We start from the raw sequence: 22,658 nt of genomic DNA on the forward strand, positions 1-22,658 counted from the left end.
CCGCGCCCGTGGCGCGCCCGGCGCCGGACGGCGGTCAGCCCTTGGCGCTGACGAGCTGGGCGGGGGAGACCTTGGGGTCGGCGCCGGCGGCCTCGCACAGCGCGTCGAGCGCCGCGGCGACGGCAGGGACCCGCAGGAGGTCGGGCGTCGTCACGGCGAGGATCTGGCGGCGCGACGCGGGGGCGAGCGGCAGGGTGGCCACCTCGTCGTGCTTGGCGGCGTTGAGGATGAGGTCGGGCACGAGCGCGACGCCGAGGCCGGCGGTCACGAGCCCGAGCTGGGCGACGTAGTCCTCGGTCTCGAAGGCGACGTTGGGGCGGAAGCCGGCGGTGTCGGCGAGGGAGAGCAGGTGCCCGCGGCAGCGCGGACAGCCGGCGATCCACTCCTCGCCCGAGAAGTCGGAGAGCGTGGCGGCCTCGTCGCCGGCGTGAGCGTGTGAGCGCGGCACGACGAGCCGCACCTCGTCGTCCATGAGGCGACGCGTGACGAGCAGGGAGAGGTCCTCCTCGAGCTCGCCGAGGTCACCGCCCTCGTAGGCGAAAGCCACGGCGACGTCGCAGTCCCCTCTCCGCAGGGCGGCCAGCGACTCGGGCGGCTCGGCCTCCGTGAAGGTGACGGTGATGTCGGGGTGGCGGGCCTTGAGGATGGCGAGCGTGCGGGGCACGAGCGTGGCCGACGAGCTGGGGAAGGCCTGGAGCCGAACGCGGCCGGCGCGCAGCCCGGCGATGGCCGTGATCTCCTCCTCGGCCGCGTCGAGCGCGGCGAGGACGCCGACGGCGTGGCGTGCGAGCACCTGGCCGGCCTCGGTGAGCCGGACCTGGCGGCCGTAGCGCTCGACGAGGACCGTCCCGGTGCGCTGCTCGAGGCGTCGGACCATCTGCGAGATGGCCGGCTGGGTGAAGCCCAGCGCGTTGGCGGCGCTCGTGAAGCTTCCCTCGTCGGCAATGGCCTTCATGACCCGCAGGCCGGCAGCATCGATCATGTCCCCGATCATAACCGATGATTATGCAATCTGTGAGATTGCGTGCACGGCGTTCGCGTGACCGACTGGGCGGCACCGCGCCCGCAGACCCTCGACGGGTGGCCGGGGGGACGCGAAGACCGACGTAGGCTGACCGGGTGCACCAGGCGAACGGCATACCGCAGGAGGCGACGCCCGCGACGGGTCCCACGGTGACGGCCACGACCCGGCTGTCGACGTCACGCACCCTGCCGCTCGAGACGCACGACCTCGGCACGTTCGACGACCTCGTCGACCTCGTCAGCGCCGGCGGGGTCGTCGTGCTCTCCGGCGCGGGGCTCTCGACGGAGTCGGGCATCCCCGACTACCGAGGGCCGGACGGGACCCGCCGCGTCGAGCCCATGACCTACGGCGAGTTCGCCGGGTCCGGCGAGGCGCGCCGGCGCTACTGGGCGCGCAGCTACATCGGGTGGCAGCGCTTCAACGCGGCCGAGCCCAACGAGGGACACCGCGTCGTCACCGACCTGCAGCGCGCCGGCTACGTCGGGCCCATCATCACGCAGAACGTCGACGGCCTCCACCAGGCCTCCGGGGCCACCGACGTCATCGAGCTGCACGGGTCGCTCGACCGAGCCGTCTGCCTCACATGCGGCGAGTACACGACGCGAGTCGGCCTGCACGAGAGGATGACCGAGGCCAACCCCGGCTTCATGGAGCGCTTCGCCGAGGCCGCGCAGTCGGTGGGTTCGCAGTGGGGAGAGCAGGTTCGGCCCGACGGTGACATCGTGCTCGCGGACTCGCTCGTCGCGTCCTTCCACGCTCCGCGCTGTCTCGTGTGCGGCAACGACACGGTCAAGCCCGACGTCGTCTTCTTCGGTGAGTCGGTGCCGAAAGCCGTGGTGGAGCAGTGCTTCTCGCTCGTCGAGGGGGCTGGCGCCGTGCTCGTGCTCGGGTCGTCGCTGTCGGTCATGAGCGGCTACCGCTTCGTCCGGCGCGCGCACCAGCGGGACGTGCCCGTCGCCATCGTCACGCGGTCGGCGACCCGGGGCGATGCCGAGGCGACGCTGCGCCTGCATGCGCCGCTCGGTCCGACGCTCGAGGACCTGCGCGGCGCTCTCGGCCACTGACCGGCGGCCGGGCTGCCCTGTCGCCGAGGACTACTCGGCCACGGACCGGGCCGACCGGGCCTCGGCGCCATCGATGGCGCGCAGGTCCCACAGCTCCTTCGTCTGCACGCCCCAGTAGGTGCAGAACAGGACGATGATGATGACCTCGGAGATGAGCACGAGGTGGTCGAAGCCGTTCACCGTCAGGGCCGCGAGGACCGTCACGCCGAGGGCCACGGCGAGGGCCACCGCGATGGCGATGTAGATGCGTTTGTAGACGGCGGCCTCGTCGGCGCCGCGGTGCCGGTCCTCGGCGCGGGCGGCGCTCAGCACCATGACGGCGATGACTCCCGCCACCATCGTGCCCGCTGCGACGCCGTGGCTCAGGGCGATGAACCGGTCGCGCAGCACGAGGAAGAGGACGAGCTCGCCCAGCAGGACCGCGCCGCAGACGACCATGGCCACGACCGACCTCGCAGTCGGTCGTTCGGCCGGGTCACGCGTCATCGCGCCGCGCTTGAGCCAGGCGGTCACCCCGGCCGCGAGGACCGCCACGACGATGAGGGACCAGACGTTGTTGCGCACGGCCGCCGCGATCTCGGCCGGCGTCTGGCTGTAGGCGTTGGGCCCGCAGCGGCCGTCGGGCACGGTCGGGACGAGGGCGACGACGAAGGCCATGAGGCCCGAGAAACCCAGCAGCACGTCCTCCTCGGGGGAGTGACCCTTGTAGGCGATGAGGCTGGCGCCCAGGGCGCACAGCGACCCGACGAAGACGGCGCGCGCGGGCGTGTAGTAGTACGCACTGATCGACCCGAGCCAGCACGAGTGGCCCGTCTCCCACCACCACTGGTAGCCGACGGAGAGCAGCAGCATGAGCAGCAGCGCGATCATCGCCCCACGCAGGTAGCGGTAGGTGAGGACGACGTCCCGCGTGCGCGACGAGGTCACCGGTCCGGGCCTCAGATGCGGCGCAGGACCGCGGTGACCTTGCCGAGGATCGTGGCGTGGTCACCGTCGATGGGGGAGAAGTCGTCGTTGTGCGGCATGAGCCACACGTGGCCGTCCTTGCGCTTGAACGTCTTGACGGTCGCCTCGTTATCGAGCATGGCCGCGACGACGTCGCCGTTGTCGGCGTGCTGCTGCTGGCGCACGACGACCCAGTCGCCGTCGCAGATCGCCGCGCCGACCATCGAGTCGCCGTTGACCTTGAGCAGGAAGAGGTCGCCCTCGCCGACGAGCTGCTTGGGCAGGGGGAAGACGTCCTCGACGACCTCCTCTGCCGTGATCGGCACGCCTGCCGCGATCTGTCCGAGGACGGGGACGTAGGAGGCCTGCGGGCGCGCGTCACCCGAGTCCGTCTCGGTGTCGTACTGGTCGCCCCGGGGCCGCGGCGGCGTGGCGTCGCCGGCGCGGTAGCCGAGCTCCTCCGCCTTGGCGTCGGGGGAGACGACCTCGAGGGCGCGTGGCCGGTTGGGGTCGCGTCGCAGGTAGCCCTTGGCGACGAGCGCGTTGAGCTGGTGGGAGACGCTCGACGGGCTGGCCAGGCCGACCGCGTCACCGATCTCCCGCATGCTCGGCGGGTAGCCGCGGCGGTCGACGGAGTTGCGGATGACCTCGAGCACCCGCCGCTGGCGGACGGTCAGGCCGTCGCCGGTCTCGCGATCGGGAAGCTCGGTCACGCCCATGGTGTCCCCTTCGTCGGGTCTTCGAGGCCCCGCCGGCCCGTGGAGTGACGCTGGTGAGGGGCCAGTGTCAGTGGTGGCTGGTGAGGTCTGTGGTGTGAGGAAAGACTACGGAGTTCGAACACAGTTGCCAAACACCTGTTCGATGCGTGTCTCGACTTCATCGAACATACGTGCTACAACTCGTACAGACGTTCTATCGAACATGTGTTCGCAAGTTCAGGAGCAAGGGGAGGTCACCATGAGCGCCATCGTCCTCGAGGCCGTTCGCCAGCAGCACACCGAAGGGCCCGACGGGTCCCGGTCGACCCGCCGACCCCGGCTCGTCCTCGTGCCCACCGGAGCCGAGGCGGTCCGGGAGGCGCGGGCGGTGCGGGCCACCCAGCCGCCCCTGAGGCTGACCCGGTTCGGCCGCCTCGTCGTGTCCCTGCTCGTCGCCGGGGTCGTCTCGGTCCTCGGTGTCGGCCTGGCGGGTCAGCTCGCGTCCGCCTCCGGTGAGCCGCGCACGGTGACGGTTCAGTCGGGCCAGACCCTCTCCGGGATCGCCGCCCGTGAGCTGCCCGAGCTCGCCGTCGCCGACGGGGTTGTCGAGCTCCAGCTCGCCAACAGCCTGAGCACCGCGGCGATCCACGCGGGACAGCAGCTCGTCATCCCCGCACGCTGACCTGACGTGCCCCTCGGGGCCGATCGCGTATGCCGTGTCCCGGCCGCGCGTCGACCGCCCCCACCCGATCTGCCGCGTTGGCTCCACCTTCAGCGGCTGGCGCGAGCGGCGCTTCGACCCCGTCGCTCCTGCCCGGACGCCGCACCCCTCATCGGGGTGCGGCGTTCTGCTGTTCCCGGCGCCCTTGCGGCGCAGCCGATCCCGTCCGGTCGACACCGCCGATGGTCGTCTGCAGTCATCCGCACGCATGGGCGGCCGACCCTGTGGATGACGCGCACGACCTCACCGGCCGCGACCTAGCGTTGCTGTCCTCGGGAAGGAGCACAGCATGCGTTACGACGTGGACACGACCGCACTGCGCGAGGACGTCCTCTCCATCGAGGAGGTCCTGCTGAAGGTGCGAGGCCTCGGGATCGCGGAGGAGCTGAGACCGATCGCCGCAGCGATGCCCGGCGGCCGGTGCGGTCCGGGGCTGCACCAGGTCGCTGCGGCCTGGGAGGCGCGGCTGGCTGCGACCCGCGGGGACCTGCAGGAGCTCGGGCGCGGGCTGGCCGTCGCGGCGGACACCTACGACGCCGTCGAACAGTCGGCACGGCTGGGCGTCCACGCCTCCTTCGGGGTCCGGTCGTGAGCGTCGCGGGTGCTCCTCTGATGTCCGTCCGCGACATCCGCTCAAGCCGGCCCCAGTCCCTGGCAGCCGTCAGCAGGGGCCTCGAGGGTCGCCGTCAGCGGGTCCTAGGCCTGGCTGAGCTCGTGCTGTGGCGCCGATCGGCGACCTCCCGTTGGTCGGGCGCGGCGTCCTCGGCTGCGGCAGACCGCTACGGGACCGTGGTCGCCGGCCTCGGGCAGCTGGCCGCGAGCATCGCGGTCGCCGGTCACGCCGTCGGGCACGCCGCCGGTCGCATGCAGTCGGCGATCGACCTCGTGGTCCGGGCCGACAGGCGGGCGGCCGAGGAAGGGGCGTGGGTCGACGACGACGGGCAGCTCCTCCTCCCTGTGCGTGCCTCGCTGGGTGACCCCGCCCTGGAGGCGCACCGCGCCCGGCTCGACGAGCTGCTGCGCGCCGAGGTCCACTCCTGCCTCCTGCAGGCGCGCCGGGTCGCGTCCCAGAGCGACGACGACCTGTTCCGGGCCCTGCTCTCGTCGGCCCGCGGGGCGACCTCGTCGTCCGGGGCCGGTGCCCGGGCCGCGGGAACGGTCACGCTGCCGGCGGCGCCGCCGACCGCCTCGGCCGCCGGTGGCGTCGGTGCCCAGGTGTTCGCGTCGGCCGCCTGGTGGCGATCGTTGACCGACGAGGAGCGCCGCGCCGTCCTACGCGACCGACCCGAGTGGGTGGGCTCCCGCGACGGTGTCCCCGCAGCCGCGCGCCACGAGGCCAACCTCGTGCTGCTCGGGCGGGCCGAGGGGGCCGCGCGGGCGCGCCTCGACCGGTCGTTGGCCGGCGGATGGGTCGGCAGCCAGCCGGAGCGTGAGCTCGCAGAGCAGCAGGTCGCCGCCCTCCAGGCCATCCGCGAGGTCCTGGCTCGTCGCGACGGAGGGCCGCGGCGCCTCCTGCTCGTCGACACCACGAGCCTCCACGTCAGGGCCGCGGTCGCGGTCGGGGACGTCGACCGTGCCGAGCACGTCGTGACCTTCGTCGGCGGCCTGTCCACCATGGTCGGCACCGACCTGGCCCGCTACGACGACACCTTCGTGCGCATGCGCTCCGCGGCTCGGGCGGTCGCCTCGGGGCAGGACGTCGCGATCGTGACGTGGATGGGCTACGACGCGCCGCAGGTGCGCGAGATCACCACCTCGATCGACCGCAACGTCCTCAACGGCAAGCTGGCCCGCGAGAACGCCGGTGCCCTCGCCGACTTCTCGACAGGCATCGAGGCGGCCCGCGACCGGCCGGCCCACCAGACGGTGTGGGCGCACTCCTACGGCGGCACGCTCGCGGGCTTCGCGTCCCTGCGCACGAGCGCCGTCGACGACGTCGCGGTGTTCGGCGCGCCCGGACTGCCGTTCTCCGACGTGTCGCGCACGGCGCTCAAGCCGGGCTCCCTCAACGTGCTCGGGGCCATCGGCGACGACGTCTTCGACTACGGCTGGCGCGTGCACGGCACCTCGCCGGCCGAGGTCGCCGGCGCCACCCGGCTCTCGACGTTCGCGCTCAAGCAGGCCGGGACCGGCTGCAACCACTTCCTGCGGTCACGCACGGACTTCGTCGACGTGGGGCGCACCTCGAGCGGTCACTCCGACTATCTTCGTGCGGGCACGGACAGCGCGCACAACCTTGCTGTCATCGCCGCCGGCCGACCGGACCTCCGGGTGCTCCAGGGAGCCGACGAGCGGGCCTGCACGACGATCGGTCCGAGTCTCGGCCTGGACCCGCTGCGCGTGCCGGGACTGGTCCCGTGAGATCCGCCCTCAGTCGTCGTGGCCGGTGTCTGGCGCGTCGAGCGTGGCAGGCGGTGGTGCCGGCGCCATCTGCCCCGGCGCGTGTGCCGGCAGCTCGAACCAGACGACGGTCCCCGGACCCTCCGGCGAGCTGATGCCGATCGTTCCGTCGTGCGCCTCGATGATCCGCTTGACGGTCGCCAGGCCGATCCCGCTGCCGTCGACCGAGGTCTCGACGCGGTTGAAGAGCCCGAAGACCCGGTCCCGGTCCGCTGCCGAGATGCCGATCCCGTTGTCGTGCACCGAGAGGCGCCACCTCTCGCCTCGACGCTCGGCGGTGACCTCGACGACGGGCGCGACGTCGGGGCGGGCGTACTTCACCGCGTTGGACACGAGGTTGAGCATGACCGAGTAGAGCTGCTGCTCGTCGGCGGGCAGGGTCGGCAGCTCACCCACCGCGACGCTCGCCGCCCGTGCCTCGAGGGTGGGGGCAAGGTCCTCCAGCACCGAGGCCAGCACGAGCCCCAGGTCGGTGTCGGCCCGGTGGAGCTCGGCCCCGACCTGGGCGTGCGCGAGGATCTGCTCGATCATCCCGGCCATCCGGGTGGCCGACCGGTGGGCCGTGGCAACGAGACGTTCGGACCAAACGTCGCCCGAGACGGCGGGCTGCTGGCCGAGCATCTCGGTGCTCGCCATGATCGCAGTGAGCGGGGTGCGCAGGTCGTGGCTCACCTGACCCGCGAAGACCGACAGCGCCTCGTTGGAGCGGTGCAGCTCGTCCCTCGTCTGCGTCAGGGTGGCGAGGGAGTCCTCCAGCTCACGGGTCCGCAGGCGCAGCTCGAGGACGTCGACGACGCGTTCGGCGATCGCTGTCAGGGCGTCCTCCTGCGCCTCGGCGAGCTCCCGCGGCTGCGAGTCGAAGACGCACAGGCGGCCGATGATGACGCCGTCCGGCGTGGTCAGGGGCGCTGAGGCGTAGAAGCGGACGCTGCCGAGGATGCCTGTCACGAATGGGTTCTCGCTGAAGCGCGTGTCGAGGCTGGCGTCCGGCACCACGACCCGGTCGGTGTGCTCCAGGACTGCGGCGCACATCGAGTCCTCGCGGGCGCAGATGGAAGCGGCGAAGCCGGTCGTGGCGATCTGCTGCTGCTGCGTCGAGGTGATGATGTTGATCGCGGCACGGGGGACGGCGCAGACCTGGGCCGCGATGTCGACGAGCGCCTGGAGCTCGCGTTGCGGCGCGTTGCCCAGGACGTCGTAGCCCGCGAGCGCCTCCTCACGCCGCTGTGCCGGGTCGAGAACGTCCTGCACTGCTGTCCGGAATGTCACGGTAGGAGCCTCCGTCATGAGCGCGCCGCGGGCAAGGACCGCCTCACCCTGTCTCATCCCCGGAGCGGCGACACAGAGTCATACAAGAGATCTTGTGCAATGCCTCGACCCGTCGGAGGCTGGTCGGCATGCCTCGCCGCACCGCTTCCGAGCGCCACGTCGCCACCACTCCCGCCACCGCCGACATCGGGGGCGAGACCGGCAGCGCCCTGCTCGACGTCCTCACCGCCTTTCACCACCCGACCCGACGCTGGCTGTGCGAGCTCCTGGCCGTCGAGGGCCCCGCCACGGTCGGCCGCCTGGCGAGCCGCACGGGTCTCGCCGTGGGGTCGGTGAGTCATCACCTGGGAACGTTGCACCGCTACGGGTTCGTCGAGCCGGCGCCGGACCTGGCTCGGGACACCCGGGAGAGCTGGTGGCGCAGCCGACCGCGCCAGGTGTCCTGGGACGCGACCGACTTCGGCGAGGGGACGGTGGCTCGCCGGATCGCCTCCAGCGCCGAGGCCGAGAACTTCCGTCACCACGTGCGCGCCGTCCAGCGTTGGCTCGCCGAGGGGGAGGCGGCGCCGGCGGAGGTGCGTCACGCCGCGGTGGCGACCGACTCGCTCGTCACCGCCACCGTGGAGCAGATGGCGGAGCTCAGCCGTCGGCTCACCGACCTCGTCGTCGAGTGGGGCGAGGAGTGTCGCGCGGACGCGGAGGTGCGACCGGACGTGCGCAGACTTCCCGTGCGGCTGTCGGCGCGGGTCTTCCCGAGCGGTCCGGTGAAGCCGTGAGCGACGCTAGCGAGGTCACGACCACCACCAGCGGCCTGGCCACGACAGCGGATCCGGCGGCGCCTTCTCCGCACGCCGAGCCGACGCTGCGCGGCGCCGAGCCTCCCGGTCTCACCCGTGACCGGATGGTCCACACCTGGGTGGCCGCGATGGCCCTGTCCTGGTTCGGCGACGCCGTGTGGACGGTCGCGCTGGCCTGGACGGCCGTGCACACCCTGTCGCCGGCGATGGCGGGCGTGGTGCTCGGTGCCGAGACGCTGCCGCAAGCAGTCTTCGTCCTCGTCGGTGGAGTCATCGCCGACCGGTGGGACACGCGTCGGATCCTCGTGACGGGCCGTCTCTTCCAGGGCGCGGTCCTGCTCGGCGGCGCCGCCGCCTGGGGCTCCGGCGTGCGGGGCGCGCCGCTCCTGCTGACGATGGGGGTCCTGCTCGGCACCGCCACTGGCCTCACCCTCCCGGCCGGCGCGACCCTCGCGCGACAGCTCGTGCGTCCGGCCGACCTCGCCACGGTGAGCGGCTGGAACCAGATCGGCGGCCGGGTCGCGCGTCTGCTCGGCGCTCCGGCCGGGGGTCTGGCCGTCGCTGCCGTGGGCCCCGCCGGGGCCATGCTCGCCGATGCCGTCACCTTCGTCGCGATCGCCGGCGTCCTCGCGCTCGTGGTGCGGCCGCGCTACCGGATGCCGCGGGCACCCCACGCGTCGTGGGCGGCCAGCCTGAGGGACGGGGCGGCATACCTGCGTCGTGACGAATCGGCCCGGCTGCTCGTGCTGGGACTGGCCGCCCTCAACGTCTTCGTCTCGCCGGTCATCGCCCTGGGCATCGCCCTACGGGTCAGCGAGTCGGGGTGGGGCCCGGCGTGGCTCGGTGCCGCCGAGGCGGCGTTCGCCCTCGGTGCGATCGCGGGGAGCGTCGTCGGCATCCGCCGGCGCGTCGGGAGGCCGGCGCAGGCGGGCTTCGCCGTCCTCGTGGCGCAGGGCCTCTGCATCGCCGCCACCGGGATCGGCTCGCGCATCATCCTCCTGGCCGCCATGACCCTGGTGGGGGTCGCCGCAGGGGCAGCCTCGGTGTGGCTCTCCGGGACCTACCAGCGGACCATCGCGCCCAGCCACCTCGGGCGCGTGTCCTCGGTCTCGACCCTCGGGGACATGGCCCTCGTACCGCTCGCGATCCCGGCCTTCGGTGCCCTGGCCACCGCCACCTCGGTCCTGACCGCCGCCGTCGTCTACGGCGCCGCCATGGCGGTGCTGTGCCTGTGGTTCGCGACGCGCCCCGGCATCGCCCGGCTGCGCTGAGCGCCGGTGCAGATGGCCGTAGATGAGGGGTCGGAGAGTCGCGCGCACCCCTAGATGTGGGGGCGGGCGGTGGCGACACGCCCGGTGCCCGGGTGGCGTGAGTCGCATTTGCGCAGGTCAGCGACACGCCACGCCGGACCTCGGCGATTCGCTTGCGATGGGGGTCACAGCGTGCCTACAGTTACCCCTACATCTAGTAGTTACACAGATGTAAGACGTCCACATGTAGTCCCCAGGAAGACGGGGGTTACGCACAGGTCATCCCCACGTCGTCCCCAGGCTCGTCCCCAGCCCTGACCGGTCCCACGAACACCGGCCGTGTCGCTGGAACGGCCCGGCACGGCATACGGGAAGCCTGTCCATCGTTGAACGACCGGGTCTTTGGGAAGGGAAGGTGGCCGGACGTGCACTGTCCGTTCTGTCGCCACACCGACTCGCGGGTCATCGACTCGCGCACGACCGACGACGGGGCCTGCATCCGGCGCCGCCGCCAGTGCCCCGAGTGCAACCGCCGCTTCACCACGCTCGAGACGTCGAGTCTCAACGTGATCAAGCGGTCGGGCGCCTCCGAGCCGTTCAGCCGGGCCAAGGTCCTCACCGGTGTGCGCAAGGCATGCCAGGGAAGGCCCGTCAGCGAGGACGACCTGGCCCTTCTCGCCCAGAAGGTCGAGGAGGCCATTCGGTCGCAGGGAAACGCCGAGATCGAGGCGCACGAGGTCGGCATGGCCGTCCTCGAACCGCTCCGCGAGCTCGACGAGGTCGCATACCTCAGGTTCGCCAGCGTCTACCAGGCGTGGGAGAGCCTCGAGGACTTCGAGGGAGCCATCGCGCTCCTTCGAGCCGAGCGCGACGCACTGGGGGAGGAGCCCACCGCTCCCGCCCGGTTCGACGCCCAGCGGTAACCACCCTCCACGCACCACCGGAGCACCACCCACTGTCGGTGCTCCCCGCAAGACTCATCACCAGCAGCAGATTCGGTCAGGGAGGCCGCACGACATGACGGAGATCGGTAACCGCAGCTCACGCTCGAAGGCTGGCGCCAAGGGCGTCAAGATCGAGCGCATCTACACCACGCCCGGCGTGCACCCCTACGACGAGGTGACCTGGGAGAAGCGCGACGTCGTCCAGCAGAACTGGAAGACCGGCGAGACGATCTTCGAGCAGCGCGGCGTCGAGTTCCCCGACTTCTGGTCGGTCAACGCCAGCACGATCGTCACCACCAAGTACTTCCGCGGCGCGGTCGGCACTGCGGCCCGCGAGGTCTCGCTCAAGCAGCTCATCGACCGTGTCGTGCTGACCTACGTCGCCGCCGGCAAGAGCAACGGCTACTTCTCCTCGGCCGAGGACGCCGAGATCTTCGAGCACGAGCTGACCCACGCCCTGCTGCACCAGGTCTTCTCGTTCAACTCGCCGGTCTGGTTCAACGTCGGCACGAAGAGCCCGCAGCAGGTCTCGGCCTGCTTCATCCTCTCCGTCGACGACTCGATGGACTCGATCCTCAACTGGTACAAGGAGGAGGGCAAGATCTTCCAGGGCGGCTCCGGCGCCGGCCTCAACCTCTCCCGCATCCGCTCCTCCAAGGAGCTGCTCTCCTCCGGCGGCACCGCCTCGGGCCCCGTCTCCTTCATGCGCGGCGCCGACGCGTCCGCCGGCACCATCAAGTCGGGCGGCGCCACGCGTCGTGCGGCCAAGATGGTCGTGCTCGACGTCGACCACCCCGACATCGAGGAGTTCGTCGAGACGAAGGCGCGCGAGGAGGACAAGATCCGCGCCCTGCGTGACGCCGGCTTCGACATGGACCTCGGCGGCAAGGACATCGTCTCCGTCCAGTACCAGAACGCCAACAACTCGGTCCGCGTCAACGACGAGTTCATGAAGGCCGTCGAGGACGGCACCGAGTTCGGCCTGCGCTCGCGCTCCGACGGCTCGGTCATCGACACCGTCGACGCCCGTGAGCTCTTCGGCAAGATCGCCAAGGCCGCGTGGGAGTGCGCCGACCCGGGCATCCAGTACGACGACACGATCAACGCGTGGCACACCAACCCCGAGACGGGCCGCATCACGGCCTCCAACCCGTGCTCGGAGTACATGTCGCTCGACAACTCCTCGTGCAACCTCGCCTCGCTCAACCTGCTGAAGTTCCTCCGCGACGACGACACCTTCGACGCCGCCACCTTCCAGAAGGTCGTCGAGCTCGTCATCACGGCGATGGACATCTCCATCTGCTTCGCGGACTTCCCGACCGAGCCCATCGGTGAGACGACGCGCAACTACCGCCAGCTCGGCATCGGCTACGCCAACCTCGGCGCCCTCCTCATGGCGACCGGCCACGGCTACGACTCCGAGGGTGGCCGTGCGCTCGCTGCCTCGATCACCTCGCTGCTGACCGGCGCCGCCTACAAGCGCTCCGCCGAGATGGCCTCAGTCGTCGGCGCCTACGCCGGCTACGCCCGCAACGCGGACGCCCACAAGCGGGTCATGCGCAAGCACCAGGCCGCCAACGACAACATCAAGACCCTCGACGCGATGGACTCCGACGTCCACAAGCTCGCGACGAAGGCATGGGACGACGTCGTCAAGCTCGGTGAGAAGCACGGCTACCGCAACGCCCAGGCGTCGGTGCTCGCGCCGACCGGCACCATCGGCTTCATGATGGACTGCGACACGACCGGCATCGAGCCGGACTTCTCGCTGGTCAAGTTCAAGAAGCTCGTCGGTGGCGGCTCGATGCAGATCGTCAACCTCACCATCCCGCGTGCGCTCAAGAAGCTCGGCTACCAGCAGGAGTCGATCGAGGCCATCGTCGAGTACATCGCCGACAAGGGCCACGTCATCGACGCGCCGGGCCTCAAGCCCGAGCACTACGAGGTCTTCGACACCGCGATGGGTGCGCGCTCGATCTCGGCCATGGGCCACGTGCGCATGATGGCCGCGACGCAGCCGTTCCTCTCCGGTGCCATCTCCAAGACGGTCAACCTGCCCGAGACCGCCACGGTCGAGGAGATCCAGGACGTCTACATGCAGGGCTGGAAGCTCGGCATCAAGGCGCTCGCGATCTACCGCGACAACTGCAAGGTCGGTCAGCCGCTGTCCGACGGCGGCTCGACGGCCAAGGACAACAAGGCCGCGGCCGACGCCGCTGCCGCCGACGTCAAGGTCGAGAAGGTCATCGAGTACCGCCCGGTCCGTCGCCGCCTGCCCAAGCGCCGCAGCTCGCAGACGACGTCGTTCGCCGTGGGTGGGGCCGAGGGCTACCTCACGGCCGGCACGTACGACGACCAGCAGCTCGGCGAGATCTTCCTCAAGTTCGGCAAGCAGGGCTCGACCCTCGCCGGCGTGATGGACGCCTTCTCGATCGCCGTGTCGATCGGTCTGCAGTACGGCGTGCCGCTCGAGACCTTCGTGGAGAAGTTCACCAACCTCCGCTTCGAGCCGGCCGGCCTGACGGACGACCCGGACGTGCGCATGGCGCAGTCGATCATGGACTACGTCTTCCGCCGTCTGGCGCTCGACTACCTCGACTTCGACACCCGCTCCTTCATGGGCATCCACACGGCCGCCGAGCGGGCCCGCCAGGTCGAGACCGGCTCCTACGAGGCCATCGAGTCCGACGAGTCCGACGAGGACCTCGAGGACGAGCTCGAGTCGCTCCAGCAGTCGGCTCCGGTCTCGAAGAAGGCCGAGGTCAAGGCGGACGAGGCGAGCAAGGCCGAGTCGCCGGCGGCTGCTGCCGAGGTCAAGTCGGGTGCGGGCGCTGCCTCTGCCCGTGAGATCTCGAACGACGTGCACAGCTCGGCCGAGCTGCTCGAGAAGTTCGGTGGCATCACGGCCGACGCGCCGATCTGCATGACCTGCGGCACGAAGATGCGTCCCGCCGGCTCCTGCTACGTCTGCGAGGGCTGCGGAAGCACCAGCGGCTGCAGCTGACGATCACGGTGTGACGAAGGGGCCCGGACGGCATCGCCGTCCGGGTCCCCTCGCGTCGGGCGCGACGTGGTCAGAGCTGCTGTCGGCGCAGCCGGAGGGCGTTGCTGATGACGCTGACGGAGGACAGGGCCATGGCGGCCGCGGCGATCATCGGCGAGAGCAGCAGCCCGAAGGCCGGGTAGAGGACTCCGGCCGCGAGGGGGATGCCGGCGGCGTTGTAGACGAAGGCGAACACGAGGTTCTGGCGGATGTTCGACATCGTGGCCTTGGACAGCGCCCGGGCGTGGACGATGCCGGTCAGGTCGCCCTTGAGGAGGGTGACGCCGGCGCTCTCGATGGCGACGTCGGTGCCGGTGCTCATGGCGATGCCGACGTCGGCGGCCGTGAGGGCGGGAGCGTCGTTGACGCCGTCACCGGCCATCGCGACGACGCGGCCTTCGGCGCGCAGGGCCTGCACGACGTCGCTCTTGTGGTCAGGCAGGACCTCGGCCTCGACGCGCTCGATGCCGAGGCCGCGGGCGACGGCTTCGGCGGTGACCTGGTTGTCGCCGGTGAGCATGACCACGTGGATGCCGTCCGCGCGGAGCGCGTGCAGCGCGGCCGCGGTGGTGTCCTTGACGGGGTCGGCGATGGCGAGCACCCCGGCGACCTGACCGTCGATCGCGACGTAGACGGCGCTGGCGCCGTCGGCGCGCAGCCGATCGGCCTCGGCGTCCATGCTGTGAGTGTCGACGTCGTGTCCGGCGAGGAAGTGCTGGCTGCCCACGAGGACCCGTCGTGCGTCGACCGTGCCGGTGACGCCCTTGCCGACGGGCGCGTCGAAGTCCGCGGCGGCAGGGACGTCCAGTCCGGCGTCGGTGGCGGCCCGCACGATGGCCGTGCCGAGGGGGTGCTCGCTGGCGCGTTCGACGCTCGCAGCGAGGCGCAGGACCTCGTCCTCATCCATGCCGTCGACGGCGATGACGTGGGTGACGGAGGGGCGGCCCTGGGTCAGGGTGCCGGTCTTGTCGACGACGAGCGTGTCGACCTTCTCCAGTCGCTCGAGTGCCTCGGCGTTCTTGATGAGGACACCGAGGGAGGCGCCGCGGCCGACGCCGACCATGATCGACACGGGCGTCGCGAGCCCCAGGGCGCAGGGGCAGGCGATGATGAGGACGCTGACGGCGACGACGAGCGCGTGCGCCAGGCGCGGGTCCGGGCCGACGGTCGCCCACGCGATGAATGCGACCACCGCGGCGGCGATGACGACGGGCACGAACACGGCCGAGACCTGGTCGGCGAGCCGCTGGATGGGGGCTCGGGAGCGTTGTGCGTCGGCGACCATCTGCACGATGCGGGCGAGCATCGTGTCTCGCCCGACGTTGTCTGCGCGCATGACGATCGACCCGGTCTGGTTCACGGTGCCGCCGATGACGGAGTCGCCGGCCTGCTTGGTGACCGGCATGGACTCGCCTGTCACCATGGACTCGTCGAGGGTGGAGCGCCCGTCCTGCACGGCGCCGTCGACGGGGACGGACTCGCCTGGCCGGACGCGCAACAGGTCGCCGACCTGGACCTCGTCGAGGTTGACGTCGGCCTCGGTCCCGTCCGGGGCGACCCGGTGAGCGGTCTTCGGGGTGAGGTCGAGCAGTGCCCTGATGGCGCCGGAGGTGCTCTCCCGTGCGCGCAGCTCGAGGACCTGCCCGAGCAGGACGAGGGTCGTGATGACGGCGGCCGCCTCGAAGTAGACGGCGACCGTCCCGTCCATCCGGAAGGCCTCCGGGAAGAGCTGGGGTGCGACGGTTGCGACGACGCTGAACAGCCATGCGACACCGGTGCCCATCGCGATGAGGGTGAACATGTTCAGCTTCATCGTGCGGACGGAGGTCCACCCCCGCTCGAAGAACGGCCATCCGGCCCACAGCACGACCGGGGTCGCGAGGACGAGCTGCCCCCAGGTGGCCACGTCGCTGGGAATGGCGTCGTGCAGGGCGGGGACGAGGTCGCGCCCCATGGACAGGATGAGGACGGGGATGGTCAGCGCGACCGCCGTCTTGAACCGGCGGGTCATGTCGGCCAGCTCGGGGTTGGGGCCGCTGTCGGCGGTCACGGTGACCGGCTCGAGGGCCATGCCGCAGATGGGGCAGGTGCCGGGGCCCGGCCGTCGGATCTCCGGGTGCATAGGGCACGTCCACTCCGTCACGGCGTCGGCAGATCCTGCTGCGCCCGAAGGCTGATCGGGGTGAGGGTGGCCGCCGTGCTGGTGCCCCTCGTGGTCGTGACCGGTGCCCGCACGTCCTGCCGGACCGATTGCGTATGCGTCGGGCTGGGTCTCGAACTTCGCGCGGCACCCGGCGGAGCAGAAGTAGTGGTCGTGGCCCTCCCTCTCGAGGTGGTGCTCGGTGGTGGCGGGGTCGACGTGCATGCCGCAGACGGGGTCCTGCACCAACGAGCCCGTCGGAGAGATCGAGTGTTCGCTGTGCGTGTCCATGCCCTCAGGATACCCCCATGGGGTATATATGCAAGGGGATGGACCCGGTTCTCGCGCTCTCGCACGCGTTCGTGGACACGCAAAGGGCCGGACCCGTCGTCGACGGGTCTGGCCCTTGGCAAGGCGCTGACGCCTGCGTGATCAGAGGGAGGTCTTGAGCAGCTCCGTCATCGTGGCGATCTCCTTCGTCTGTCCGTCGATGACGGCCTGGGCAAGCTCCTTGGCGTCGCCGCTCTGCCCCTGGGACAGCTGGGTCCTGGCCATCGTCACGGCCCCCTCGTGGTGCTTGATCATCAGCTGCAGCCACATCCGGTCGAAGGCCGACCCAGAGGCCTTCTCCAGCGCCGACATCTCCTCGGCGCTCATCATCCCGTCCATGCTCATCCCATCCATGTCGTGGTCACCGCTGGGCATGGGCGCGGCGCCCCAGGACGTGAGCCATCCGGTCATGGTGGCGATCTCCGGGTCCTGGGCTGCCTTGATCTGGGTCGCCAGCTTCTTGACGTCGGCGCTGGTGGCCTGGCGCAGGGCCAGGTCGGCCATCTCGATGGCCTGCTGGTGGTGCGGGACCATGCTCGAGGCGAACGTGATGTCGGCCTGGTTGTGGGCGGAGGCGGCGGAGGCGGCTCCTGAGGGTGTCGCCGGCGCGGAGCCCATCGCCGTCATCGAGTCGCCCGGCATCTGGTGGCCGGACGTCGTGTCGTTCGAGCTGCAGGCGCCGACAGCGAGAGAGGTGGCCAGGGCGGCCGTGGCGGCAAGGGTCTTCAGGGTGCGGGTCACAGGTGGTTCCTTCGTCGTCGGGTGCAGGTTGCAGTCACGGGCCCTCGCCGGCGGTCCGTGCGGTCTCTGGGTGCCGACCGGTCTCCCGGGAGGTCGGCCAGAGAGACCGGGCAGCAGAACGTTTGGGCCGGCGGGTCCTGCGTCTGAGGCTGCCCGGGCGACGTTCAGGCCCGACTGCGATTTCCTGAAGGTTCGGTCAAGATCGCCGTCGGCCCCTTCCCGCGCGGCGCGTATCCGTGGCGGCGACGCCACACTGGGGCCATGGTGCGCGTCCCCCGTCCTGATGTCCCTCGTTCCCGGTGGGCGGCCCGATCACTGGGCACGCGGCTGATGTTGGCCCAGGGGGCCGTCGTGGTCGCCGGCATCCTGACGGCGAGCGTTGTCGCCGCGCTGATCGGGCCGCCGCTCTTCCACGACCACCTGCTGCGGGCCGGCATGTCCGCGAGCGCGTCCGAGCTCGCCCACGTCGAGCAGGCGTACAACGAGGCCAGCTTCGTCTCCCTCGCCGTGGCACTGGTCATCGCGGTGCTCTGCGCGCTGGGTGTGACCTGGTACGTGGCGGGCCGCCTGACGCGTCCGCTCGCGGCGCTGACCACGGCGGCCCTCGAGATGGGGGAGGGCAACTACGCCGCACGGGCCACCGTCTCCGACGTGGGACCGGAGCTGGCGAGCCTCGCTGAGGCGTTCAACGCCATGGCGGGACGGCTCGGTGACGCCGAGGAGACCAGACGCCGACTCGTGGGCGACGTCGCGCACGAGATGCGCACGCCGGTCGCGACTTTGGCCGCCTACCTGGACGGCCTCGACGACGGGGTCGTCGAGTGGGACGGGCCGACCTCCTCGCTGTTCCGGTCCAACGTCGAGCGGCTGGCCCGCCTGTGTGACGACATGTCCGCCGTCTCCCGCGCCGAGGAGGGGCGCCTGGAGCTGAGGCGGAGCAACGTGCAGGTCCGTGAGCTCCTCGAGACCGCAGAACGCGAGGTCCGGTCGGGGTTCTCGACGAAAGGGGTGCGTCTAGAGCTGGGACAGTGCGTCGACGCCTGGGTCGTGGCTGACCCGGAGCGCGTCGGCCAGGTCCTGGCCAACCTCCTCGCCAACGCGCTGCGCCACACCCCCGCGGGGGGAGAGGTCATCCTGTCCGCGACGCAGTCCGGCGGCGAGGTGCGTGTCGTCGTCCGCGACAGCGGCGAGGGGCTCGAGCCCGACCAGCTCACCCACGTGTTCGAACGGTTCTACCGCGGCGACGCCGCGCGGACCCGGGATGCCCGCGGCAGTGGCGTCGGTCTCACGATCGCCAAGGCCATCGCGCAGGCCCACGGAGGCAGACTCACGGTGACCAGCCCCGGGCGCGGGCACGGTGCAACCTTCACCCTCTCCCTCCCGGTCGGTTCCTGACCAGCCCTCCAGCGGCCAGCCCTCCCATGACCGGCCGGCGACGACGCGGCCGGCCCGACACTGGGAGCCTCAGTCACCTCGGGGTCGCGTCGGTGCGGTCTCGACCCAGCATCGGGTCACTCTCGATGAGCGCCGTGCGGGTGCGGGTGTACTCGTCGACGTCGATCTCGCCTCGCGCCAGCCGGTCCTGCAGCACCTTGAGCGGACCCGGGGTCCGGCTCGGACCCTCCGCGGGCAGCGGAGGCCGGGCGGACTCCACCACGCGACCTTCGCGTCCGCTGGCGAGCCTGGGGCTCGAGCCGCCGAAGGCCCATCGGACCGCGAGCACGACGGCCGCCCAGAAGGCGACGGTGCCGCCGCCCATGACCAGCCACATCCACGGGCCCCATCCCATGCCGGTGTTCCACATCATGTGCACCACGATCCACCGCCCGCCTGTAGGCCTGACATTGTCTTCATGAAGATCTGACGAAGATGCGCATCTGGGCGAGGTCGGCGGCGACGCTTCGCAGCTGCGGCCAGCAGACTGAAGCCATGAGCCACAGCAGTGAGCCCGGTCTGTCGCGCGTGCTGGTCGTCGAGGACGAGACGGACCTCGCGCGGATGGTTGCGGCCTACCTCGAGCGTGCCGGCTACGACGTGTACGTCGCCCACGACGGGCGGGAGGCGGTGGCGCAGGCCCGGTCGATCGAGCCCGAGGTCATCGTCCTGGACTTGGGCCTGCCGGGGTTGGACGGCATCGAGGTCTGCCGGCAGGTGCGGACCTTCTCCGACTGCTATGTGCTCATGCTCACCGCCCGGGCCGACGAGGTCGACCTGCTGGTCGGCCTGTCCGTGGGCGCTGACGACTACCTCACCAAGCCCTTCAGCCCCCGCGAGCTCGTCGCCCGTGTGCAGGTCGTGCTCCGCCGTCCGAGAGGCGCGGTGGCGCGGGACGAGGGCCCCGAGCTGAGGGTCTTCGGTGACCTCTCCGTCGACACGGAGGCCCGCCGGGTGGCGCTCGCCGGCGAGCCGGTGGAGCTGACCCGGACCGAGTTCGACCTGCTCGCGGCGCTCAGTGCCCGTCCGCGTCTGGCGTTCACGCGACGACAGATCATCGATGCCGTGTGGGACCCGTCCTGGGTGGGCGACGAGCACATCGTCGATGTGCACGTCGCCCACCTCCGGCGCAAGCTCGGCGATGATCCCGCCAGACCGCGCTACGTCGACACCGTCCGCGGCGTCGGCTACCGCATGGGCAGCGGCTGAGCACGGTTCTGGCACCGCACGATTCGCGTGCCGTCAGCGGTGGCCCGGTGGCGCTCTCGATCCCTCGGGCCTACGCGACGGGAGTCACTGGGGCGTCGTGGTGGGCCGGGTAGGCGTGCACCACGACGGCCCGGAGCCTGGGCGTCGTCCGCACCACGTCCGACTCGGCTCGATGCGCCAACGCGTGCGCCTCGAGGAGGCTTGCGCTGGTGTCGACGTCTAGCTCGGCCTCGGCGTGGAGCTCGTGGCCGATCCAGCGCATCCGCACGCTGCGCACGGCTGTGACGCCGGGGACCGCCGCGAGGGTGGACTCGGCGGCTTCGACGAGCTCGGGTTCTACGCCGTCCATGAGGCGTCGGAACACGTCACGGGCTGCAGTTCGGAGCACCAGCAGGATCGCGATCGTGATGGCGAGGCCGACGACAGGGTCTGCCCAGGTCCACCCGACGGCCACCCCGGCGGCGCCCACGAGCACTGCGAGGGACGTGAGCCCGTCGGTGCGCGCGTGGTGCCCGTCGGCGACGAGGGCCGCCGAGCCGATCGCCCGGCCCTCACGAATGCGGAAGAGAGCCACCGCCTCGTTGCCGAGGAAGCCGACGAAGCCGGCCAGGGCGACCCACCCGAGGTTGCCCACAGGGGCGGGGTGGAGCAGCCGGTTGACGGCCTCCCACCCGGCGACCACCGCGGACAAGGCGATCATCGCGATGACGAACAGGCCCGCGAGGTCCTCGGCCCGTCCGTATCCGTAGGTGTACCGCCGGGTGGCGGCCCGCCGACCCAGGGCGAACGCGATCCAGAGCGGCACGGCGGTCAGCGCGTCGGAGAAGTTGTGGATCGTGTCGGCGAGCAACGCCACCGACCCGGACACGTAGACGACGGCGAGCTGCACCACGGCCGTGACACCGAGCACGACGAGGCTGATCTTGACCGCGCGGATCCCGCGGGCGCTCGACTCCAGTGCCGAGTCGATCGAGTCCGCAGCGTCGTGCGAGTGCGGAGTCAGCGCGTGCCTGAGCCGAGCCCACAGCCCGCTCGGGTGGTCGTGGTCGTGTGCGTGGCTGTGGTTCTGGCCGTGACCGTGATCGTCGCGATCGCGGGCTTCGGGGTCCACAGCGTGGTTGTGGTGGTGCGCAGAGGAACTCAACGACGCTGCCCACTTCCGGTGATCGGGAGGATCGTCGACTCGGCAGTGCGGTGGTGCGACGGGATGCCGTCCGAGGCGTGCTCGGCGTTGTGGATCGCGTCGCGCACGAGACCGGCGATGTGCTCGTTCTCGACCCGGTAGAACACCTGGTTGCCCTCGCGACGGGTGCGGACCATGCGTGCCATCCGGAGCTTGGCCAGGTGCTGGGAGACGGCTGGGCCCGGCTTTCCGACGGCGTCGGCGAGCTGACTCACCGACCGCTCCGAGTCCTGCAGCTCCCAGAGGAGCCGGATGCGAGTGCCGTCAGCGAGCATCCGGAAGATCTCGACCGCCAGCTCCACCTGCTCGTCGGGCAGGGCAGGTCCTTGCATACTTGCATCCATGCGCAGATTCTAGCGTCGCGGTAGGGGTGCCCGTACGACGTCCCAGGGGATCGCGCGGCGGTCGTTAAGGGTCGCCAGGCCGTGAACCTGGTCGACCGTTCCCGCCCGGTGGTCACCGGCGGTGCACTACGGCGCTGGTCCGATCACCGCCGAGAGCGTCACGAACGAGTACCCGCGCGCCCGCAGCTCACGGATCATCCGTGGCAGCGCGTCGGCGTCGAGGGTGGAGTGGTCGGTGGGGTGCGCGCCCACGTGCATGAGCACGATCTCGCCCGGCCGTGCGGCCGAGACGACCCGGGAGACGACGGAGGCCACGGACTGCCCGCCCGAGGTGCCCTTCCAGCCGAGCGTGTCGACGGTCCACCGGAAGGGCACGTAGCACTCGGCGTTGACGACCGAGATGGTGCGCGCATCCACGGCGCCGAAGGGGAAGCGGAACCACGGCCTCGGGTCCTGCCCGGTCACGGCGGTGATGCGTGCAGCCGCCTTCCGGATCTCGGTGCGTACCGACGACGACGACAGCGTGGTCAGGTCCGGGTGGGTGTAGGTGTGGTTGCCGACGGGGTAGCGGCTCGCGATCGCCCTGGCGCTCGCCGGGAAGTCGTCCACGAACTGCCCGGTGAGGAAGAAGGAGCCCGGCACGCCCTCGGCTGTCAGGGTGCGCAGGATCGAGGCCACGGCCTTGTTGCCGCTGCCCGCGTCGAAGGTCAGGGCCACGACCTTGCGCTCGGTGCCGAGCGTCGTCAGGTCCCGGCCAAGCAACCGCGACGGTATGGAGCAGGTCGTCGACGGAGGGCTCGTCGTCCTGGTGGGCGTGACCGTCGGTCGTGGGGTCGGGGCGCTCGTCGTGGGCCGTGGCGTCGTCGGCCGTGGTGTGGTCGCACTGGTCGTGGGGCGGGGAGCGGCGGTCGAGCTGGGTCGGGTCGTGGGAACGGTGCTGGACCGCGAGCTCGGGGCTGCGGTGGAGGGCGACGGGAAGGTGGACGTGCTGAGCGTGGGGGAGGGTGCCGGCGTGGCGGGCGTGGGGCCACTCGCACCCTGGCACGCGCCGAGTGCCACGGTGAGCGTCGCGGCGGCGGTCAAGAGCCGCAGCCGCAGGGTGCGGCCGGTCATGGTTCCTCC

General features: G+C 71.2%; 20 protein-coding genes. 10 read left to right on the plus strand and 10 right to left on the minus strand.

The features are described from left to right. Window positions 1–34: 34 nt before the first annotated feature. The gene (locus tag U5C87_RS12500) at window positions 35–982 is read right to left on the minus strand and encodes a LysR family transcriptional regulator (protein ID WP_330472897.1); all 948 of its coding nucleotides are present in this window, start codon (window positions 980–982) and stop codon (window positions 35–37) included. A gap of 137 nt (window positions 983–1,119) precedes the next feature. Here U5C87_RS12500 and U5C87_RS12505 point away from each other — a divergent pair, with 137 nt between their 5' ends. Beyond that, window positions 1,120–2,088: a Sir2 family NAD-dependent protein deacetylase gene (locus U5C87_RS12505; RefSeq protein WP_330472898.1), complete on the plus strand. Its 969-nt coding sequence runs from the start codon at window positions 1,120–1,122 to the stop codon at window positions 2,086–2,088. Between the two features lie 30 nt (window positions 2,089–2,118). Here U5C87_RS12505 and U5C87_RS12510 read toward each other — a convergent pair whose 3' ends face one another. Continuing rightward, a complete protein-coding gene (locus tag U5C87_RS12510) occupies window positions 2,119–3,015 on the minus strand; it encodes a hypothetical protein (protein ID WP_030200179.1) in 897 nt (298 codons plus the stop codon). Window positions 3,016–3,026: 11 nt separating this feature from the next. Next, window positions 3,027–3,752 (minus strand): transcriptional repressor LexA, encoded by a 726-nt coding sequence (gene lexA, locus U5C87_RS12515; protein ID WP_330472899.1) that lies wholly within the window; start codon window positions 3,750–3,752, stop codon window positions 3,027–3,029. A gap of 238 nt (window positions 3,753–3,990) precedes the next feature. On the opposite strand from lexA, the gene U5C87_RS12520 reads away from it, so the two are divergent. The 3 genes from U5C87_RS12520 to U5C87_RS12530 all read left to right on the plus strand — a co-directional run bounded on the left by U5C87_RS12520 (window position 3,991) and on the right by U5C87_RS12530 (window position 6,813). Then, window positions 3,991–4,413, plus strand: a complete 423-nt coding sequence (locus U5C87_RS12520; protein WP_330472900.1) for a LysM peptidoglycan-binding domain-containing protein — start codon at window positions 3,991–3,993, stop codon at window positions 4,411–4,413. A gap of 328 nt (window positions 4,414–4,741) precedes the next feature. Next, window positions 4,742–5,044: a hypothetical protein gene (locus U5C87_RS12525; RefSeq protein WP_330472901.1), complete on the plus strand. Its 303-nt coding sequence runs from the start codon at window positions 4,742–4,744 to the stop codon at window positions 5,042–5,044. Between the two features lie 20 nt (window positions 5,045–5,064). Then, window positions 5,065–6,813 (plus strand): alpha/beta hydrolase, encoded by a 1,749-nt coding sequence (locus U5C87_RS12530; protein WP_330472902.1) that lies wholly within the window; start codon window positions 5,065–5,067, stop codon window positions 6,811–6,813. 9 nt (window positions 6,814–6,822) lie between these two features. Here U5C87_RS12530 and U5C87_RS12535 read toward each other — a convergent pair whose 3' ends face one another. Continuing rightward, complete coding sequence (locus U5C87_RS12535; RefSeq protein WP_330472903.1) at window positions 6,823–8,121, minus strand: sensor histidine kinase; 1,299 nt, start codon at window positions 8,119–8,121, stop codon at window positions 6,823–6,825. A gap of 128 nt (window positions 8,122–8,249) precedes the next feature. Here U5C87_RS12535 and U5C87_RS12540 point away from each other — a divergent pair, with 128 nt between their 5' ends. From U5C87_RS12540 to U5C87_RS12555, 4 genes are all read left to right on the plus strand, one after another. After that, on the plus strand, window positions 8,250–8,897 hold the full coding sequence (locus U5C87_RS12540; protein WP_330472904.1) for an ArsR/SmtB family transcription factor: 648 nt from the start codon (window positions 8,250–8,252) through the stop codon (window positions 8,895–8,897). After that, window positions 8,894–10,189, plus strand: a complete 1,296-nt coding sequence (locus tag U5C87_RS12545) for an MFS transporter (protein ID WP_330472905.1) — start codon at window positions 8,894–8,896, stop codon at window positions 10,187–10,189. Before U5C87_RS12540 ends, U5C87_RS12545 begins: the two co-directional genes overlap by 4 nt. A gap of 404 nt (window positions 10,190–10,593) precedes the next feature. Further along, on the plus strand, window positions 10,594–11,091 hold the full coding sequence (gene nrdR / locus U5C87_RS12550; RefSeq protein ID WP_030200160.1) for a transcriptional regulator NrdR: 498 nt from the start codon (window positions 10,594–10,596) through the stop codon (window positions 11,089–11,091). A gap of 94 nt (window positions 11,092–11,185) precedes the next feature. Beyond that, entirely contained in the window at window positions 11,186–14,116 is a 2,931-nt protein-coding gene (locus tag U5C87_RS12555) for a vitamin B12-dependent ribonucleotide reductase (RefSeq protein ID WP_330472906.1), read from the plus strand. Between the two features lie 70 nt (window positions 14,117–14,186). On the opposite strand, the gene U5C87_RS12560 is transcribed toward U5C87_RS12555, so the two are convergent. Continuing rightward, the gene (locus U5C87_RS12560; RefSeq protein ID WP_330472907.1) at window positions 14,187–16,586 is read right to left on the minus strand and encodes a heavy metal translocating P-type ATPase; all 2,400 of its coding nucleotides are present in this window, start codon (window positions 16,584–16,586) and stop codon (window positions 14,187–14,189) included. A gap of 141 nt (window positions 16,587–16,727) precedes the next feature. Further along, window positions 16,728–17,366, minus strand: coding sequence for a DUF305 domain-containing protein (locus U5C87_RS12565; RefSeq protein ID WP_330472908.1), 639 nt, complete (start codon window positions 17,364–17,366; stop codon window positions 16,728–16,730). A gap of 330 nt (window positions 17,367–17,696) precedes the next feature. Between U5C87_RS12565 and U5C87_RS12570 the strand changes: the two genes are divergently transcribed. Beyond that, window positions 17,697–18,761 (plus strand): HAMP domain-containing sensor histidine kinase, encoded by a 1,065-nt coding sequence (locus tag U5C87_RS12570; RefSeq protein WP_330472909.1) that lies wholly within the window; start codon window positions 17,697–17,699, stop codon window positions 18,759–18,761. 73 nt (window positions 18,762–18,834) lie between these two features. Here U5C87_RS12570 and U5C87_RS12575 read toward each other — a convergent pair whose 3' ends face one another. After that, complete coding sequence (locus U5C87_RS12575; RefSeq protein ID WP_330472910.1) at window positions 18,835–19,173, minus strand: hypothetical protein; 339 nt, start codon at window positions 19,171–19,173, stop codon at window positions 18,835–18,837. Between the two features lie 122 nt (window positions 19,174–19,295). On the opposite strand from U5C87_RS12575, the gene U5C87_RS12580 reads away from it, so the two are divergent. After that, window positions 19,296–20,009 (plus strand): response regulator transcription factor, encoded by a 714-nt coding sequence (locus U5C87_RS12580; RefSeq protein WP_330472911.1) that lies wholly within the window; start codon window positions 19,296–19,298, stop codon window positions 20,007–20,009. Window positions 20,010–20,079: 70 nt separating this feature from the next. Here U5C87_RS12580 and U5C87_RS12585 read toward each other — a convergent pair whose 3' ends face one another. From U5C87_RS12585 to U5C87_RS12595, 3 genes are all read right to left on the minus strand, one after another. Continuing rightward, on the minus strand, window positions 20,080–21,120 hold the full coding sequence (locus U5C87_RS12585) for a cation diffusion facilitator family transporter (protein ID WP_330472912.1): 1,041 nt from the start codon (window positions 21,118–21,120) through the stop codon (window positions 20,080–20,082). Window positions 21,121–21,149: 29 nt separating this feature from the next. Further along, on the minus strand, window positions 21,150–21,536 hold the full coding sequence (locus tag U5C87_RS12590) for an ArsR/SmtB family transcription factor (protein ID WP_330472913.1): 387 nt from the start codon (window positions 21,534–21,536) through the stop codon (window positions 21,150–21,152). Between the two features lie 126 nt (window positions 21,537–21,662). Beyond that, window positions 21,663–22,298: a polysaccharide deacetylase family protein gene (locus tag U5C87_RS12595; protein ID WP_330472914.1), complete on the minus strand. Its 636-nt coding sequence runs from the start codon at window positions 22,296–22,298 to the stop codon at window positions 21,663–21,665. Window positions 22,299–22,658 lie beyond the last annotated feature (360 nt).

It is taken from the genome of Terrabacter sp. C0L_2, assembly GCF_036352015.1.
GTDB classification, from domain to species: Bacteria; Actinomycetota; Actinomycetes; order Actinomycetales; family Dermatophilaceae; genus Terrabacter; species Terrabacter tumescens.

Coding starts and splice junctions, on each gene's coding strand:
- U5C87_RS12500 (WP_330472897.1), bottom strand. CDS start 982: ATGATCGATGCTGCCGGCCTGCGGGTCATGAAGGCCATTGCCGACGAG.
- lexA (WP_330472899.1), bottom strand. CDS start 3,752: ATGGGCGTGACCGAGCTTCCCGATCGCGAGACCGGCGACGGCCTGACC.
- U5C87_RS12520 (WP_330472900.1), top strand. CDS start 3,991: ATGAGCGCCATCGTCCTCGAGGCCGTTCGCCAGCAGCACACCGAAGGG.
- U5C87_RS12525 (WP_330472901.1), top strand. CDS start 4,742: ATGCGTTACGACGTGGACACGACCGCACTGCGCGAGGACGTCCTCTCC.
- U5C87_RS12530 (WP_330472902.1), top strand. CDS start 5,065: ATGTCCGTCCGCGACATCCGCTCAAGCCGGCCCCAGTCCCTGGCAGCC.
- U5C87_RS12540 (WP_330472904.1), top strand. CDS start 8,250: ATGCCTCGCCGCACCGCTTCCGAGCGCCACGTCGCCACCACTCCCGCC.
- U5C87_RS12555 (WP_330472906.1), top strand. CDS start 11,186: ATGACGGAGATCGGTAACCGCAGCTCACGCTCGAAGGCTGGCGCCAAG.
- U5C87_RS12560 (WP_330472907.1), bottom strand. CDS start 16,586: ATGGACACGCACAGCGAACACTCGATCTCTCCGACGGGCTCGTTGGTG.
- U5C87_RS12570 (WP_330472909.1), top strand. CDS start 17,697: ATGTTGGCCCAGGGGGCCGTCGTGGTCGCCGGCATCCTGACGGCGAGC.
- U5C87_RS12575 (WP_330472910.1), bottom strand. CDS start 19,173: ATGATGTGGAACACCGGCATGGGATGGGGCCCGTGGATGTGGCTGGTC.
- U5C87_RS12580 (WP_330472911.1), top strand. CDS start 19,296: ATGAGCCACAGCAGTGAGCCCGGTCTGTCGCGCGTGCTGGTCGTCGAG.
- U5C87_RS12590 (WP_330472913.1), bottom strand. CDS start 21,536: ATGGATGCAAGTATGCAAGGACCTGCCCTGCCCGACGAGCAGGTGGAG.